A 16,441-nucleotide genomic window follows, 5' to 3' on the forward strand; every position below is an offset into this window, starting at 1 on the left:
CGGCACCCAGGGTGCGGCGGCCGGGTCGTTCCTGCGCGTGTCTGAGAGCGAGCGGTCAGGGGTCCGGGAGCACGGGGGAGCAATCTTCGCGCCCCACGCCGGGGAACGCAAACGGCGGGGCCGCAAGCCGCGGCCCCGCCGTTCGCATCCCGTCTCGCCGTCCGGCGCGCTAGTCGCCGGCGGCCGCCAGCGGCGCCTCGCCCTCGGGCTCCAGCTCGTCCGCCTCCGCGCGCAACGCGGCCAGCGCGCGGTTCACCCGCTCGACCTCGCCCGCCGCGCCCAGCTCGCGGAAGATCTCGCGCGCCCGCTCCAGGTAGGCCGCGGCCTCTTCGCCGCCATCGTTCTGCGCCCGCAGCGCCGCGTAGTCCAGGAGCGTTTCGGCCTCGAGGAAGGGATAGCCCTTCTCGCGGGCGATCTCCAGCGCCTTCTCGAAGAAGGTGAACCCGTCCGCGTCGCCCAGGACCCGCGCGATGTTGCCGCGCCCTTGGTACATGTAGCCGATGGTGTAGGGCGATCCCGCCGCGATCGCCTGCTCCTCGGCCAGGCGGCCCCACTCGTCGGCCTGCGTCACGTGCCCCTCGTGCAGCCACCACTCGGCCAGGTCCGTGGCGATGGTGGCCCGCAGCACCTTGGGGATGGACATCTTCAGCGCGGTCTCGTAGCCGCGGCGCGCCTCGTCCCAGCGCTCCTGCGCCTCGCGCAGGTGGGCGTGGTTGTGGTGGCAGATCGCCAGGTCCACGGGAGAATCCAGCGAGTCCCACACGCGGAAGGCGCTCTCGAACCACCCCTCGGACTCCTCCAGCCGCTGCTGCCGCGTCGTGAGGTTCCCCAGGTTGTTGTAGATCTGCCCGCGCTCCAGGGTCAGCCCCGTGGCCGCGGCCTCGGTGAGCGAGAGCGCCTCGTGGTAGCACGACTCGGCCTCGTTCCAGCGGCCCTGCCACATCCGCACGTTGCCGATCCCGATCCGTCCCACGACCTCGCCGTGCACGTCGCCCGAGTCGCGCGCCAGATCGGCGCTCCGCTCGTAGTAGGCCACCGCCTCCTGGAAGTCGCCCACGCTCACCGCCACGCGCCCGATGCGGCGCAGCGCCAGGATCTGCGCGCCCTTCTCGACCAGGGGAAGCGAGATGGTGAGCGCCGCGCGATAGCACTGGCGGGCGCCCATCAGCCGGCCGCTGGCCTCCAGGCTTTCACCCAGGCTCACCAGATGGCGCGCGGCCTGGTCGTGGTCGCCCGCGAAGAAGCTCTGCAGCAGCGGGCGCAGCCCGGCGTGCAGGAGGGTGACGAACTCGTGCAGCGCCCGCTCCGCCTCGTCGACCGCGCGCTCCACCACCTCCGGGGTGACGATGCGCTTGTCGATCGTCGTGTAGGCGCTGGAGCTGTCCCATTCCTTCCCCGGGTCGCGAACCGCGGCGGCAACCAGCCGCAACCGGAGGACCTCGAGCTCTTCGAGGTCCGGCAGCAGTCCCAGGATTTCTTCGATGGTCGCTTCAGGGCGGCTCACTGCTCTCACTTCCAGGAGGGTCGGTTCACACCGGTCACAGAACGACAGAAGCTCAGCCGCCCGAAACGCTCATGCCGCCGCCGCGCGCGCTGGTGGTGCCGTATTCCGAGAAGTGCGGGGTCTGCGTGAAGATCTGCGAACCGTCGGCCGACACCGTGCCGCCCACGTCGACCCACGCGTTGTTCCACCACACCACGTGCGCGTTCGCGTCGCCCTCGATGGTGGTGCCGCGATAGGGGAAGCCGATGGTCACCGGGCTCGCGAAGGGCACGTTGTGCGGCCCGAACTCGGCCACCACGCGCTCCGAGCCGTTGGGGTCCACCGGCAGCCGGATGGTGAACATCGTCACCTTGTCCACCGCGCCCGCGGGAACCACGATGGTGAAGCCCTGGAAGTCGAGCCGCCCGCCCTGCGGGCCGATCCACGCCTTGGCCCAGGCGATCGTGACCTGCGGCTTCACCTTGAAGCGCGCGATGATGTCCAGCTCGGTCGACGAGGCCAGCTCGGTGGTGGTGGACGTCGTCGTGGCCCCGCGCTCGGAGCGGGCCGGCGTAGCCGCCGTGGGCGTTCCGGCCTCGGAGCACCCCGCCGTGAACGAGACCGCCGCAGCCGCAACAGCGAGAAGCAGGTTACGAAACCTGAGGCTCATCAAGACCTCCGGAGTGGTGGAAGGCAGGCACGCACCCGGGTGGGCGGCACGGTGCATACCAGACGGCGCGGTCGCGCCAGAGAGTCGGCAAGTACCGACAAGTTAACGGTTTATACGACAGATGGCAACCCGTTCCGGCCGAGATCCGGCGCGGACGAGTGCACCAGAAGTGTGCGGAGTCGCTGCCGGATGGTGCGGGCCTCCGGAGGAGCCTGGCACCGGTCTCCCACCCGTTCGGAGCGGGCCCGTTCGTGCATGATCGCCCCGTGGACGCACCCTACCTCAATCTGCCGCCATGGGTACGGCCACCGCTTGGACGCGCTTGGCCCCTTACGCGTCCCGTTCGCGCCCTCGGCGAAAGCTGCGTGCCACGCGAGGCGCAGACGCAGGCGGAGCGCACCCGCTGCGACGAGGCCTCAGTGCTCGATCCCGTACTCGGCGATCTTGCGACGCAGCGTGTTGCGGTGGATCCCCAGCCGCTCGGCGGCCATGGTCAGGTTGTCCTGCGTTTCGCGCAGCGCGCGGCGGATCATCCGCTTCTCCATCTCCTCCAGCGTCACCAGCGGCATCTCGCCCGGCTCCTCGCCCGCCCCGCGCGCGGCCGGGGGGTGCAGGATGTCGGGGGGAAGGTGCTGGGGGAGGAGGACCTCGCCGTCGGACATCACCACCGCGCGCTCCATGGCGTTGCGCAGCTGGCGCACGTTCCCCGGCCAGGGGTGCGCCCGCAGCGCGGCGAACACCTCCTCGGCGATGGCGCGCACCGGGCGGTCGTGCTCCCGCGCGTAGTGGGCGACGAAGTGGCTGGCCAGGAGGTCGAGGTCCATCCCCCGCTCGCGCAGCGGGGGAAGGGTGAGGGTGACGACGGCCAGGCGGTAGAAGAGGTCCTCGCGGAAGCGTCCCTCCGCGACGGCGCCGTGCAGGTCGCGGTTGGTGGCCGCCACGATGCGCACGTCGATGGGGACGGCGCTGCTGCCGCCCACGCGCTCGATCTCCCGCTCCTGCAGCGCTCGCAGGATCTTGCTCTGCAGCGCCAGCGACATGTCGCCGATCTCGTCCAGGAACAGGGTGCCCCCGCTGGCGCGCTCGAAGCGGCCGATGCGCCGTCCGATGGCGCCAGTGAAGGCGCCCTTCTCGTGCCCGAAGAGCTCGCTCTCCAGCAGGTTCTCGGGGATGGCGGCGCAGTTGATGGGTACGAACGGCCCGCGCGAGCGCCGCGAGCGCGAGTGCAGCACCCGCGCGACCATCTCCTTCCCCGTGCCGCTCTCGCCCAGCACCAGCACGGTGGCGTCGCTGGCCGCGGCGCGGGCGACGGACTTGTAGACCGCCATCATCCCCTGGCTGGCCCCCACGATGGTGGAGTCGTCGGCGACCTCGGAGGGAAGGGGGCGGAGGCGGCGGACCTCCTCGATGCCCAGCAGGATCTCGCGGACGCGGCCGCGCGGGACGGGCTTGGGAAGGACGTCGTGGGCGCCCTGGCGGATGGCCTCCATCGCCAGGTCCATCGACGGGTTCTGGGCCAGCAGGACCACGGGGGTGGGATTGCCGTCGTGCAGGCGACCCAGCAGCTCCAGCCCGCCCCCGGAAAAGTCGGCGTCGAGGAGGATCAGGTCCCAGTGCGCCTGCGCGACCATGCGCAGCCCCTCGGAAAGGGACTGCGCCGAGTGAAGCTCGGTGTGGCCGTTAAGCTCCGGTTCGAGCGTGCGACCGACGCCGCGGTCGGCGTCGAGGAGAAGGACCCTCAACGGAGTGCAACCCCCGGGTACACTGTGGTTGGACGCGAATAATAGTGATCGCGCCACGAATTGCGCAAACTACCGAAGCGCGACGGAAAAGAAACGGTAACCGATACCCTGCGGCCACCGCACAAACGTTTCGCAAGATATTCTCTTGCAACGCCTTTGTGATCGGGAACGTGACACCGAGGCGCCGATGCAGCTTCTTCCACCGCGGGAAGATGGCGCCTCTCCATCCGTGCACCGAATTGGTGCAAGCGACAATTCGTGGGATGTTTGTTCCCGAACGGGAACGCATCGAAGGCGGATTCGGGGAAAGGTCGTGGCGGAAAGTGCGTGAGTGCGGAAGTGCGGAAGTGCGGCCCAACGCACTCCCGCACTCATGCACTCACGCACCCAGACGCAACACGCCCGGGGCACGCGCTTGCGAGCGAGCCCCGGGCGGGAGCAGATGCCTTCGTCAGACCCGCTTCACCGCCAGAGGCGGAGGAGGCGGAGGAGACTCGGCCAGAAGCGACCAAGGAGCTTAATGACCAGCCCCAGGATCACCGTCTTGAAGAAGTAGCGAAGGAGAACGAGCACGGGGGTCCGGCGGTTCAGGGTGTCTGACGTCTTGCTCGGCGTACTCTACGCGGGCCGCCGCGCGGAAGTTTCATCGCGCCGGCGCCCCGCCCCCGCCGGCCACCCCCGGCACGGTGATCTCGAACAGCGCCGGCCACAGCTTGCCGGTGACGAACAGCCGGTCGTGCTCCGCGTCGTAAGCGATCCCGTTGGGCACCGCCTCGGGGTCCGGCCGCTGCCCGGCGTCGAGCAGGCCCGTTAGCTCCACCCACGCCTTCACCTTCCCCGTCTGCGGGTCGATGCGGGCGATGCGCTCGGTGTGCCACACGTTGGCCCATACCTCGCCCTTCACCCACTCCAGCTCGTTGATGTCGTTGACGTACTCGGTGCCGTCCATCACGTCGAGGGTGCGCTGCACCGTCCACGTGGCCGGGTCGAGGAAGCGGAGCTGGTTGGAGCCGTCGCTCAGGATCATCGACCGGCCGTCCGTCGTCAGCCCCCACCCCTCGCCCTGGTAGGCGAAGGTGCTCTGCTGCCTGAAGTCGAGGCCGTAGATGAACCCCTGCTGGTTCTGCCAGGTGAGCTGGTAGAGACGGCCGCCGAAGAGCGCGAGCCCCTCGGCGAAGTAGGGCGAGGGGACGTCGATGCGCTGCAGCACCTTCCCCGTCTCCAGCTCCGCCTTGCGCAGGGTGGAGCGGCCCTCGCGGCCGGTGCTCTCGTACAGCGCGCCGTCGTGCCAGAGCAGCCCCTGGGTAAAGGCCGCGGTGTCGTGCGGGTAGCTGCGCACCACGCTGGCGGCGGTCACGGGCGCCACCGGCCGGGGAGGCTGGTCCACGGGGGGGATCTTGTCCGGGTCCTGGTTTCCTCCCGCGCGCTTGCAGGAGCAGAAGGCCAGCAGTCCCATCGCCAGCAGCGTGGCGGGGCGCGCGGCGCCGAGGAGCCGCGGGCTCATCGCGCACCTGCCTTCGAGCCGAGCCAGTCGCGGCGGAAGGCGCGCATCGCGTCGGTCACCGTCATCCCCGCCTTCTCGTAGGTCACCACCTCGACCGCCGGGTTCTCCACCAGTGGGACGGACATTTCGTGCCGCACGCCGCGCTGCTCCACCTCCATCCGCACCGTCTGTCCCGCGGCCTTCCCGCGCAGCACCACGATCAGCGAGTCGGCCGAGGGCGTGGGGACCCCGTCCACCGACAGGATGCGGTCGCCGCGGTCGATCCCCGCGCGGTAGAGCGATCCTCCTTCCACCGACGGCTGGACGACCACGGCGGCACCCTCGTCCGTGTCCAGCCCGGCACCGAGCCACGGGCGCCCCGGCTGGGCCTTGCGGACGAGGAAGCCCGCCTGCGCGAGGAGCCGCGCGTAGTCGACCGCCTCGTGCCCCTCGACGTAGCGGCGGAAGAAGTCGTTGGCGAACGCCGTGTCGTGCGTCACCTGGCCGAGGACGCGGCGCAGGTCGGCCAGCGTGTACGGCCGCTGCGGCGCCAGCGCGGGCGTCTGGTACTGCCCGAACTCGCGCCACATCGCCCGCATGTAGTCCTGGAGGGAGATGCCGGGGAAGCGCTGGCGGAGCGTCAGGTCCAGCCCCAGCCCGAGCGCGGCGCCCCAGGTGTAGTAGGAGATGAAGGTGTTGCCGCGATTCACCGGGTCGATCGAGGTGGCCGCGTCGACGAACGGCGCCTGCATGCTCATCTCCACCGCACTGAAGTGGCGGCGGCCGGGCGCGTTGATGACCGTGTTGACGTCGCCCGAGATGTCGCCGGCGTACTGGTCGTCGGTGTAGAGCCCGGCGCGGCGGAGGAAGAGCGCGTCCCAGTAGCTGGTGAAGCCCTCGGCGAACCACAGCTCGCCGCTCATGTTCTCGCGCTCGAAGTCGAACGGCTCCAGCGACCGGGGGCGCAGCCGCTCCACGTTCCACGAGTGGAAGAACTCGTGCGACACCGTCCCCAGGTTCCCCAGCCGCTGCGCGGGGTCCACGATGTTGCGGCTGCTGGAGACGATGGTGGAGTTGCGGTGCTCCATCCCGTCGCCGCTGGCCCAGGGGAGGTAGTCGGCGATGAAGGTGTAGGTGCCGAAGTCGTACGGCGCCGGCGCGCCCCACATCGCCACCTCCTCCGCCACGATGCGGCGCGCGGCCTCGGCGAAGGTATCGGCGGCCGCGTCCGTCCCCAGGTGATGCAGGGCGATGCGCCAGGTGTACGTCTTCCCCCCGTGCTCCGCCGTCCAGGTGCGGAAGACGACGGGCCCGACCTCCGTGGGCGAGTCCATGAAGTACTGGAGATTGGGCGCCTCGAACACGGTCGAGTCCGCCGTCGGCCGCAGCTGCGTGGCCACGCGCCAGCCGGGCTGCGGGCGGAAGACGACGCGGATCGGCACCTCGTCCATCCCCCGCGCGAACATGAAGGTGGCGGGCATGTTGAGATGGGCGTGCGTGCGGTCGACGCCGAGATAAGTCCCGTCCGTGCGGTCGCCGAAGACGGTGTAGGCGACGCGGACGGTGGTCCCGTTCGGCGTCACGTCCCACTGCTGGGGATTGGGACGGGTGACGGCGAGCGGGCGGCCCGACGCGTCGGTCACGCGCACGTCGTAGACGTTCTTGGCGAACTCGTGGCGCGCGTAGCGGCCGGGCGACGAGACGCTCATCCGCAGCTGCAGCGGGCGCCCCTGCGGCACGCCGCGGAAGACGGCCGTCACCTGCGCCTCGTGGTGCGCGGCGTTGGGGAAGGCGATCTCGTACTCGACGCGCCGCTGCTGCGCCTGCGCGGGCATGGCGGCGAGCGCGAGGAGCACGGCCGCGCGGGGAAGGATGCGGTTCATCCGGTTCAGGGCGATGGGGATGCGGTTCCGAACGAGCGCAGGAGAGTAGCGCGTCGCGCGGTGCGGGGCCAGCGCAGGTGCGGAGGTGGGGTGCACGCGCGGATCGTGACGGGGATGAAACCGCGCGGCGGGGGGATTGTTCCGAACGGGCGGAGATCGGCCAGGGGATCGAGTGAGGACGGGCGAATGGAATTCGCGGCAACAACGGCCCGAAGTCCGCCTTCGCGGACTCCCGCGGCGGCATCGTCGTGAGATGCCAAAGTCGAGGGCGGCGAATCGATCCCGATCCGCCGCCCTCGCCGTTCATCTCCATCTCCCGTCCCTACCAGCGCGAGCCGGGCGGCACGGGGGCACCGCCCCAGCGGCGGTTGAAGTCCTCCAGCACCGAGCCCGGATCTCTCCAGGTGGCGCGCATCACCGTCACCAGCCCCATCAGCGACCAGGGGTTGTGGCGATTCACGCGTTGCGGCAGCGACCCGCGCGGGTCCCATACGGGCTCGCAGAGGTCGATCTGCTCGCCCAGGTCGCACAGGTACACGGCCTCGGCCTCCTTGGCCCGCCCCGCGTCCAGCAGCACCGCGCCCAGCGAGTGCCGCGCGGCGTATGGGAAGGGCGGCGGCTCGTCGTAGCTCAGCGAGTCCTGCAGGAGCACCGCGCGCCGCAGCGCGGCGATCGCGGGCCCGTAGTCGCGGGCCACGGACCGGATCTCGCCGTCCAGGATCCCCGCGGCGATCTCCAGCAGCCGGCCGGCGCGGTTGCCCATGATGATGGAGTCGCGCACCGGCCCCCGGGCGATGGCGTACAGCTCGGACAGGTGCCGGTTGGCCGCGACCGTGTCTCCCCTCCGCAGCCGCGCCATCCCCTGCCCGAAGTGCCAGATCCCCAGCGGATACCTGTACTTCGGCTGCGGCAGCGCCAGCGCCTGGTCCCACTCGCCGAAGCGGACGTGCACCAGCATCCGCGCGGTGAGGAAGTGCTGCGCGTTGTAGAAGCGCGAGATCAGCTCGTCGCTGGCGATGCTCTCCAGCGCCCGGGCCGCCGCCATCGCGTCGTCGCGCCGGCCGCCGAAGTTGGCCGACACCCACAGGAAGTCGTGGTTGTGCGCCCAGTACATGGGGTAGCGCCCCGCCATCCCGCGGAAGACCAGGTACGCGCTGTCGAGCGCCACCGCGCGCTGGTTGTGCCGCACCCCGTCGGCGTAGCGTCCCAGGCGGTGATAGATGTGCGACGGCATGTGCACGATGTGCCCCGAGCGCGGCATCAGTCCGGCCAGCGTGTCGGCCGCCCACTCGGCCGAGTCGGGCCACGGGGAGCCCTCGAAGACGTGGATCCAGAGGTGCGCCGCGCCCACGTGGTCGCGCTTGCGCCCCAGCACGTCGTGGAGCTGCGCCAGCACCGAATCGGTGCCGGGCTGCTTGTTGCCGTTCAGGTCCCACTGGTTCCACGGCCGCAGGTCCATCCGCGCCTCCGCGGCGATGGCCCCGGCGTCGAGATCGGGGTGCCCCTCCGCCAGGCTCAGCCGCCACACCTGCGCCATCGCCCGTGCGTAGGCGCTGTCCATCTGCGCGCGGAGGGTGTCGAGGCGCGCCTGCGGCACGCGCGGGAAGTCGGGGAGCGGGAGGTAGCGCGCGGCGCCCGCGTCGAGGTACGCCCGCTCCATCGTGGTCAGCGGCCGCAGCCCGCGCGCCGTCTCGATGGCGCCGGCCGCCTGCCGCCAGCGCGAGGTGTCCATCGCCAGGTTGATGTTGGGCCCGAGCGCCACCGCCTTCCCCCAGTAGCACATGACGCAGCCGGGGTCGAGCTGGTAGGCCTTCTGGAACGAGAGCACCGCCTCCAGGTGGTTGAAGCCGTAGATCAGCGCCAGCCCCTGGTCGAAGTACGCCTGCGCGCGCGTGTTGTCGGTGACGGGATGGTGCACGTTCGTGCGCACCGAGTCCCAGAGCGGCACCGAGTCCGGATTGAGCGGCTGCGGCTCAGGACCCGAGCCGTGGACGTGCTGCGCGAACGCCGCCGCCGACACGCAGCACAGGCCGGCGGCGAGCACGAGGATGCCTCGGAGAGGTCGCATGGTGGCTGTCCGGCTGGAGGGGATGAACGGGAGGAGAATCCAAGGTGCGTCGTAGTATCCCCGCGGAACGATCCTGCTGCAAGCATTTTGCGCGAGGGCCAATCCTCATACCCATTCCGAAGATTCGGTGTGCATTCCGATAGCCTCAAAAGAATGACTCACACGGAGGGAACGGAGGGAACGGAGGAACTGAACGCGGCAACAAAAGATGAGGGGCGACGGAGATCCGCCGCCCCTCGATCTTCATCCGCCGACCATCTCCCTACCGGCCGGCCATCACCCGCCGCCTGCGCAGCCGCTCGTGCGCGGAGACGAGGTCGGGGTGCACGAGGGTGTTGGGGTCGATCAGCGAGGTGTCGACGTACGGCGCCGGCACGTCCACGCCGCCCACGGCCTCCAGCTCGGCCGGCGCGACCGGCTCCTCCGACGGCTCCGGCGCGTGATCGCCGACGGTGAGGTTGCCGACTAGGCCGCGCAGCTCGGCGGCGCTGCCGATCAGCCGGCGCGTGGCGTCGGCGACGAGCAGGCACGCGCTCTCCTGCTGCGTCGTGGCGGCGCGCACGCCCTCGGCCGTCTCGGCGTGCACCTCGGCCGTCTCCGCCACCGCGGCGATGCCCGACGCGGCGTCGACCGCGGCGGCGGCGTTCCCCTCGGCGGCGCTGGTCACGCTCTCGGCCGCCGCGCGGGTGCGCTCGGCCGCGGCGAGGATCGTCGCCAGCGCGGCCTCGACCTGCTGGGCCACGCGCTCGATCTCGTCCACCTGCGCGGCGCCGGCCGTCATCGCCCGCGCGGTGGACTCTACCCGCTGGCGCACGGCGCGGGTGATCCCCGCCACGCGCTCGGCGCCAGCGCGCGCCTGTCCGGCCAGCTTGCGCACCTCGCCCGCCACCACGGCGAAGCCCGCCCCCTCCTCACCCGCGCGCGCCGCCTCGATCGCGGCGTTGAGGCCCAGGAGGTTGGTCTGCGCGGCGATCTCGTCCACCGTCTCCACGAAGCTGGAGATGTCGCCCACCGCCTCGTGCAGCGCCTCGGTCTCGGCGGCGGCGTCCTGCACCGCGCGCTTGATCTGGATCAGCGTCAAGAGCGCCTGCGCGGTCTCCTCGCGGCGGCTGCGGGCCACGTCCTCGATCGACGCGGCCAGCGCCGACACCTCGCGCACCTCCGCGGCCACCGAGCGAGCCTGCGACAGCATCGCCCGCAGCGCGTCGTCCACCCGGCGCAGCTGCGTCACCTGGTCGGCCGCGCCGCCCGACACCTGCGTCATCGAGCGCGTCACCTCGCCCACCGCGGCCGCCAGCTGCTCGGAGATGGCGGAGAGGTCGTCGGCCGAGCGGGTGATGCTGTCGGCCGCGCCCGCCGCCCCCGCGCCGATGCGCGAGAGCGAGTCGCTGGTGCGGTTCATCGCCTCCGCCAGCAGCCCCAGCTCGCCGGGGAGATGGCCGGTCGTCCGCGCGGTCAGGTCGCCCTCGCCCAGCGCGCCGGCGTGGCGCGCCAGCTGCCCCAGCGGGCCGGAGATCGACCGCACCACGCGCAGCACCACCACGGTCGCCACCACCGCGGCCACGGCGATCAGCGCCACCAGCAGCCAGGCGCGGCGCTGCGCCGCCTCGTCGAGCGCGCCGGCGGTCTCGCCCAGCCGCTTGGCCTTGGCCTCGCCCAGCTTGTCGAGGTCCGCCAGCATCGCCGCCTCGATCGCCCGCGCGCTGTCGGTCTGCGCGGCGGCCTCGGCGGCGCGCCCCATCTCGCGGAGCCGGCGGGCGACCACGTAGCGCACCTCGGCGTCCGAGAGCGCCTGGTCGATCCCCACCAGCGTGGTCTTGTCCTCGGCGCGCAGCTCGCGGCGGCGGAGCGCGCGGTGGGTGCCGTGCGTGTGCCAGCGCAGCGAGTCGAACGCGGCCGCCGCGCCCGCGTCGGTGTTCTCGATGTAGCGCGCGGCCACGGCGATCTCGCGGGCCACGTCGGTGGCCAGTCCGGTGCTGAGGCGCGCCTCCTCCTCCACCCCCTGGTTGGCGGTGCGGATGGAGGAGGAGAGGGAGCGGAGCGCCGTCCACCCCACCGCGCCCGCGGCCAGGACGAGGACGAGCATCACGCCGAAGCCGGAGAGGAGGCGGGTGCGGATCTGCCCGCGGGTGACGATCTGGCTCATCGCGCGTCCTCCACGGGAACGAGGGCGCCGTTCTGCACCCGGGTCATCACGAAGCCCGCACGGTCGGGGTCGCCGTCTGCGCGGAAGCGGATCTCGCCGGTCACGCCGCGGAAGGCGTTCCCGCCCTTCACCCTCGCCATGTAGTCGCGGATGGCCGCGCGGTCGGGGCCCACCGCCTCGATCGCCTTCACCAGCAGCATGGCCGCGTCGTAGGCCATCGCCGCGTTGGCGTCGGGCTTCACCCCGTAGCGCGCGGCGAACTGCTCGGCGAAGCGCCGTCCCTCGTCCGAGCGGTCGAGCCGCACCGGCGTGGCGATCAGCGCGCCTTCCGCCGCCGCCGTGTCGGCCGCCACGCCGGGCCACCCGTCGCCCGCCAGCCACTGGGTGGTGAACCCCTGCCGCGCCGCCTCGCGCAGCAGCGCCCGGCCCGACATCTCCGTCCCGGCCACGAAGACCAGGTCGGGCTGCACGCCGCGGTAGTAGGAGACGAACGGCTCCACCTTGCTGCCGTCGTCGGCGATGGGGTCGACGCCGATGGGGCGGCCGGGATACGCGGCCAGGAAGGCCTGCGCCAGGTCGCGCCCGTAGACGTTGTTCTCGTAGAGGACCACCACGCGCTGGCGGCCCAGGCGCGCGGCGTAGCGGGCCAGGTTGGCGCCGTTCACCGAGTCGTTCACGGTCACGCGGAACACCCAGGGCGAGATCCCGGTGATCTCGGGCGAGGTGGCGCTGGGAACGACGGCCACCAGGCCGCGATCGTACTCGGGCGCGGCGCCCACCATCCCGCCCGAGTTGGCGTGGCCGACGACGCCGACCACGTCGGGGTTGTCGTAGAAGCCGCGGGCGACGGTGCCGGCCTTCACGCCGTTCCCCTCGTCGTCCACGGCCTGCACCTGCAGGCGGCGGCCGTCGATGCCGCCGCGCGCGTTCACCTCCTCGACCGCCATCTCCACGGCGTGGCGCACCATGGTGGCGTATGCTTCCTTGAACGGGCCTGCCGTGCCGATGACGATGGTGCCGCCGCCGCGCGAGCACGCGGGGAGCGCAGCGCAGACGAGGATGGGCGCAAGCCAGCGCCGCAGTGCGGATGTGCGCACCGGTTCTCCTTCTCCGGGGAATCGGGCTGGAGGGTCCTGAAAGATGGGAAGTCGCCGTGACCCAGAACGAACGCCCGCCGGGTGACCTGAGAACGGGCGTAGCAGATGCACCGGGCGATTGGAGCAGCCGCCCCCGGCATCTGCTGCAAGGTTTTGCGACACTTGGATGAGGCGCTGAATTATAGGACGGAAAATGGCTGGCGTCAAACCTCGTAGCAGATTTTCTGCACAATTGGTCCATCGCTGGCGCAAAACGATTGCATTTGCGTCGGGTGGTGTAGGAAAATGTGTTTGGGGGTGATGACGGAGGGATGGATGGAACCAGGACAGACCCGGACGATGGGCAGGAAGATCGCGCGGGTGGGGATCTCAATTCCAGGAATCGGGTCGATGCACAGGAGCGATCCCACGCTGACGTCATCCCGAGGCTGGCCAGACCGTAACCAGCGTCTGCGAAAGCGTTTGCAGGCCGAAGGATCTATAATCGCGTCGGCACGAGATTCGGTCGGACGTACGAATACTCCACCCAGACCTCATCTCACGGGCGGGTAAACCCGCGGCTGGAAGATTGGGAAGCCTGCTGCGCAGGCTGTGTTAGGGACGATAAAAGGCGCCGGCCGCGGATCGCTCCGCGGCCGGCGCCGATCGTTGAGGATCGAGCTAGGGTCAGCTGTTCGACGTTCCCGACCCCGACTTGCCGCTGTCGTCGGTGGTGTCGGTGGGCGTCTCGTCGAGCCCACTGCCACTGCCGCCGGCGCCGGAGCGCGGACCGAGCGAGTCCTCGATCGGCGGGTCGCCCGGCTTGGTGTCCTCCGTATCCTGCGGCCACGTGCCGGACGACGAGCTCCCCGTGGACGTGCCGCCGGTCGTCGAGGACGAGCCCGTGCTCGATCCGGTGCCCGCGTCCGTCCCGCCCAGCCCGAAGGAGCGGTCGGCGGACGATGCGCCACTGGCGCCGCTCGCGCCGGTGCCGGTGGTGGCGCCGCTCGGCGTGGAGCCGGAGGACGTGGACGCGGTGCCGGCGCCGGTGCCGTAGCTCGACGCGCCGCCCGGCGTGGTGCCGGTGCCGTACCCCGCGCCGGACCCGCTGCCGGCCGCGGCGCTGTCCGGCGGCGGCATCCCTTCGCTCGAGCCGGTGCCGCCGCCCGTCGCGCCACCGCCATGCCGCGTCTCCGCGCGGTCGGCGCGCTCCTCGAAGTCGCGGCGCAGCCCGTCGATGGCGTTCTGGATGCGCGAGAGGAGCGCGTCGACGCGCGGCTGCACCTCGCTGACGAAGCTGTCGACCTTCGGGCGGACGCGGTCCTTGGCGTCGCTCACCTTCGGCTTGATGTCTTCCAGCGCGGAGTCGATGCGCGAGTCCAGCTCCTGGAACACGCTCTTGATCTTCGGCCGCAGCTCGTGCAGCGCGGACTCGATGCGCGACCCCAGGTCCTCGAACGGATCGCGCCGCCCGCCACCCGACGACGTCCCCGAGGTGCCCTCGCCGCTCTCGGCCGAGCCGGTGCCGGACGACGAGGTGCCGCCGGTGTAGCCCGGCCCCGCCTCCGAGCCGGCGGCCGAGCCGGTCGAGCTCCACCCCGACGACCCACCCGTCGAGCCGGTACCGCCCGTCGTCCCCGAGCTCGCCCCGCCGAAGTCGGTCCCGGCGGCTCCCCCGGATCCGCTGGACCCGGTGCCGCCCGTCGAGCTCGCCGAGCCCCATCCCGCAGAGCCGCTACCTGCGCCGCTTCCGCCCGATGTACCGCCGGCGTCCGACGTCCCGCCGCTCGAACCCGTGCTCCCCCATCCCGCCGATCCGCCGCTCCCCGAGCCGCTTCCGCCGGACGAGCTGCCCGCGTCCGAAGTGCCGCCGGTACCGGACGACCCGCTGCCGCCGCTTCCGCTCGACGAGCCGCCGATGTCCGACGAGCCGGTGCCGCCGCTCGAGCCGGAGGCACCCGCGGGATCAGCGCCGCCGGTGCTGCCGCCATAGCCGCCGGTGCCATGCGAGTCCGGCGAGTCAGGCGGCGTGGAGCTGCTGCCGGAGCCCGCGTTGTTCCAGGGATTGTTGTCCATTGACCGTCTCCGTTCAGGAAGAGCGTGCGAAAGCACCGGCCGGGCGAGCGCGCCGGCCATGCCGGGATCTACGGACCCGGAGCCCGCCGGTTTCGGACGCACCCCCCGTGCCCGAACGACGTGCGGGAGTCGGCCCGGGCGAGACCGAGGTGTGCGCGGCCGGCATCGCAGGCCCCCTCCCCCGGCTCGCTCCGCTCGCCACCGTCGCGCGAAGCGCGGGGTGGGGGGCCTCCGCGGCCGCGCCGGCGCCGGCCGCTGCGCGCATCCCAATTCCCGCGCCTCCAGCGCCAAACTCGCCCCAACCGCGTAGTTCTCCCCTCGTCGTTTGCGGCGGAAGGTGCTAACTTGTGCGCGCTTCACCGCTTCGGCCCGGCCGAGGCTGCCGGACAACCCATACGCGATCAATCCAGAAGATGGCTACCGTTGACCTTGCCGCCGGCGGCGCCCCGCTGACCGTGCTGAGCGAAGACGAGCAGATGTTCCGCGACGCCGTGCGGCAGTTCGCGGAAGACGAGGTGCGCCCCCGCGTCCACGCCATGGACGAGGCGCAGAAGATGGACCCCGCGCTCATCCCGCAGTTCTTCGAGCTGGGGCTGATGGGGATCGAGGTGCCCGAGGAGCTGGGCGGCACCGGCAGCTCGTTCTTCACCGCCGCGCTGGTGGTGGAGGAGCTCTCCCGCGTGGACGCCAGCGTGGGCGTGTTCGTGGACGTGCAGAACACGCTCGTCAACAACGCCTTCCTGCGCTGGGGGTCCGACGACCTCAAGGCGAAGTACCTCCCCCAGCTCTGCGCCGAGAAGGTGGGCGCCTACGCGCTCTCGGAGGCGGGCTCCGGCTCCGACGCGTTCGCGCTGGCCACGCGCGGCGCCAAGGCCGACGGCGGCTTCCGGCTCACCGGCCGCAAGCTGTGGATCACCAACGGCGGCGAGGCCGAGGTCTTCATCATCTTCGCCAACGTCGACCCGGCGGCCGGCTACCGCGGCATCACCGCCTTCATCGTGGAGAAGGAGTTCCCCGGCTTCTCGGTGGGCAAGAAGGAGGACAAGCTGGGGATCCGCGCCTCGTCGACCACGGAGCTGATCTTGGAGGACGTGTTCGTCCCCGCCGAGAACGTCCTCGGTGAAGTCGGAAAGGGCTACAAGACGGCCATCGAGACGCTGAACGAGGGCCGCATCGGCATCGGCGCGCAGATGGTGGGGATCGGCACCGGCGCGCTGGAGGCGACGATCCGCTACGTGCAGGAGCGCGAGCAGTTCGGGAAGAAGATCGGCGACTTCCAGGGCGTGCAGTTCCAGCTGGCGCAGATGGCCACCGAGCTCGAGGCGGCGCGGCTGATGGTGTACAACGCCGCTCGGCTGAAGGACGCCGGGCAGCCATTCCTGCAGGAGGCGGCCATGGCCAAGCTGTTCAGCAGCCAGGTGGCGCAGCGGATCACCTCCACCTGCATCGACCTGTACGGCGGCTACGGCTTCACCCGCGAGTACCCCGTGGAGAAGTACTACCGCGACAGCAAGATCGGCACGATCTACGAGGGCACCAGCAACATGCAGCTCAACACCATCGCCAAGAACCTGATGAAGTAAGGGTGAGGTATACGGAACAGGCGCCCGGCCGGACCGGGCGTCTGTTCGTTTCTTCTTCGCGCGACAACAACACTCTACTCTCCGCCCGAAAATCGGATTAGAGTAATTCCAATTCTCATCTTGCGTTGCCGATCAGCCGCATTTCGTCGTCGTTCCGCCGTTCGTACCTGATAGCTCCTGTCACTTCTCGGTGCTGCTGACCAACGTTTCCCTCTCATGAGTTCCCCGCCC

General features: G+C 71.1%; 10 protein-coding genes. 1 reads left to right on the forward strand and 9 read right to left on the reverse strand.

The features are described 5' to 3' along the window. Positions 1-169: 169 nt before the first annotated feature. The 9 genes from VF092_13830 to VF092_13870 all read right to left on the reverse strand — a co-directional run bounded on the left by VF092_13830 (position 170) and on the right by VF092_13870 (position 14,627). Entirely contained in the window at positions 170-1,504 is a 1,335-nt protein-coding gene (locus VF092_13830) for a tetratricopeptide repeat protein (protein HEX6748371.1), read from the reverse strand. 52 nt (positions 1,505-1,556) lie between these two features. Further along, on the reverse strand, positions 1,557-2,153 hold the full coding sequence (locus VF092_13835; GenBank protein ID HEX6748372.1) for a hypothetical protein: 597 nt from the start codon (positions 2,151-2,153) through the stop codon (positions 1,557-1,559). 416 nt (positions 2,154-2,569) lie between these two features. After that, entirely contained in the window at positions 2,570-3,895 is a 1,326-nt protein-coding gene (locus tag VF092_13840) for a sigma-54 dependent transcriptional regulator (protein ID HEX6748373.1), read from the reverse strand. 643 nt (positions 3,896-4,538) lie between these two features. Next, on the reverse strand, positions 4,539-5,399 hold the full coding sequence (locus VF092_13845; GenBank protein HEX6748374.1) for a glutaminyl-peptide cyclotransferase: 861 nt from the start codon (positions 5,397-5,399) through the stop codon (positions 4,539-4,541). Next, entirely contained in the window at positions 5,396-7,261 is a 1,866-nt protein-coding gene (locus VF092_13850; protein ID HEX6748375.1) for a PDZ domain-containing protein, read from the reverse strand. The genes VF092_13845 and VF092_13850 overlap by 4 nt, the downstream gene beginning before the upstream one ends. A 322-nt stretch (positions 7,262-7,583) precedes the next feature. Beyond that, complete coding sequence (locus VF092_13855; protein ID HEX6748376.1) at positions 7,584-9,329, reverse strand: hypothetical protein; 1,746 nt, start codon at positions 9,327-9,329, stop codon at positions 7,584-7,586. A gap of 262 nt (positions 9,330-9,591) precedes the next feature. Continuing rightward, positions 9,592-11,475, reverse strand: a complete 1,884-nt coding sequence (locus VF092_13860; protein ID HEX6748377.1) for a methyl-accepting chemotaxis protein — start codon at positions 11,473-11,475, stop codon at positions 9,592-9,594. Continuing rightward, the gene (locus VF092_13865; GenBank protein ID HEX6748378.1) at positions 11,472-12,572 is read right to left on the reverse strand and encodes a branched-chain amino acid ABC transporter substrate-binding protein; all 1,101 of its coding nucleotides are present in this window, start codon (positions 12,570-12,572) and stop codon (positions 11,472-11,474) included. Before VF092_13865 ends, VF092_13860 begins: the two co-directional genes overlap by 4 nt. 666 nt (positions 12,573-13,238) lie before the next feature. Further along, the gene (locus tag VF092_13870) at positions 13,239-14,627 is read right to left on the reverse strand and encodes a hypothetical protein (GenBank protein HEX6748379.1); all 1,389 of its coding nucleotides are present in this window, start codon (positions 14,625-14,627) and stop codon (positions 13,239-13,241) included. 413 nt (positions 14,628-15,040) lie between these two features. Here VF092_13870 and VF092_13875 point away from each other — a divergent pair, with 413 nt between their 5' ends. After that, positions 15,041-16,210 carry an acyl-CoA dehydrogenase gene (locus VF092_13875; protein HEX6748380.1) on the forward strand — a complete coding sequence of 390 codons (1,170 nt, stop codon included), beginning with the start codon at positions 15,041-15,043 and terminating at the stop codon, positions 16,208-16,210. The last annotated feature ends 231 nt before the right edge of the window (positions 16,211-16,441 follow it).

This window comes from Longimicrobium sp., assembly GCA_036377595.1.
Classification (GTDB): Bacteria; Gemmatimonadota; Gemmatimonadetes; order Longimicrobiales; family Longimicrobiaceae; genus Longimicrobium.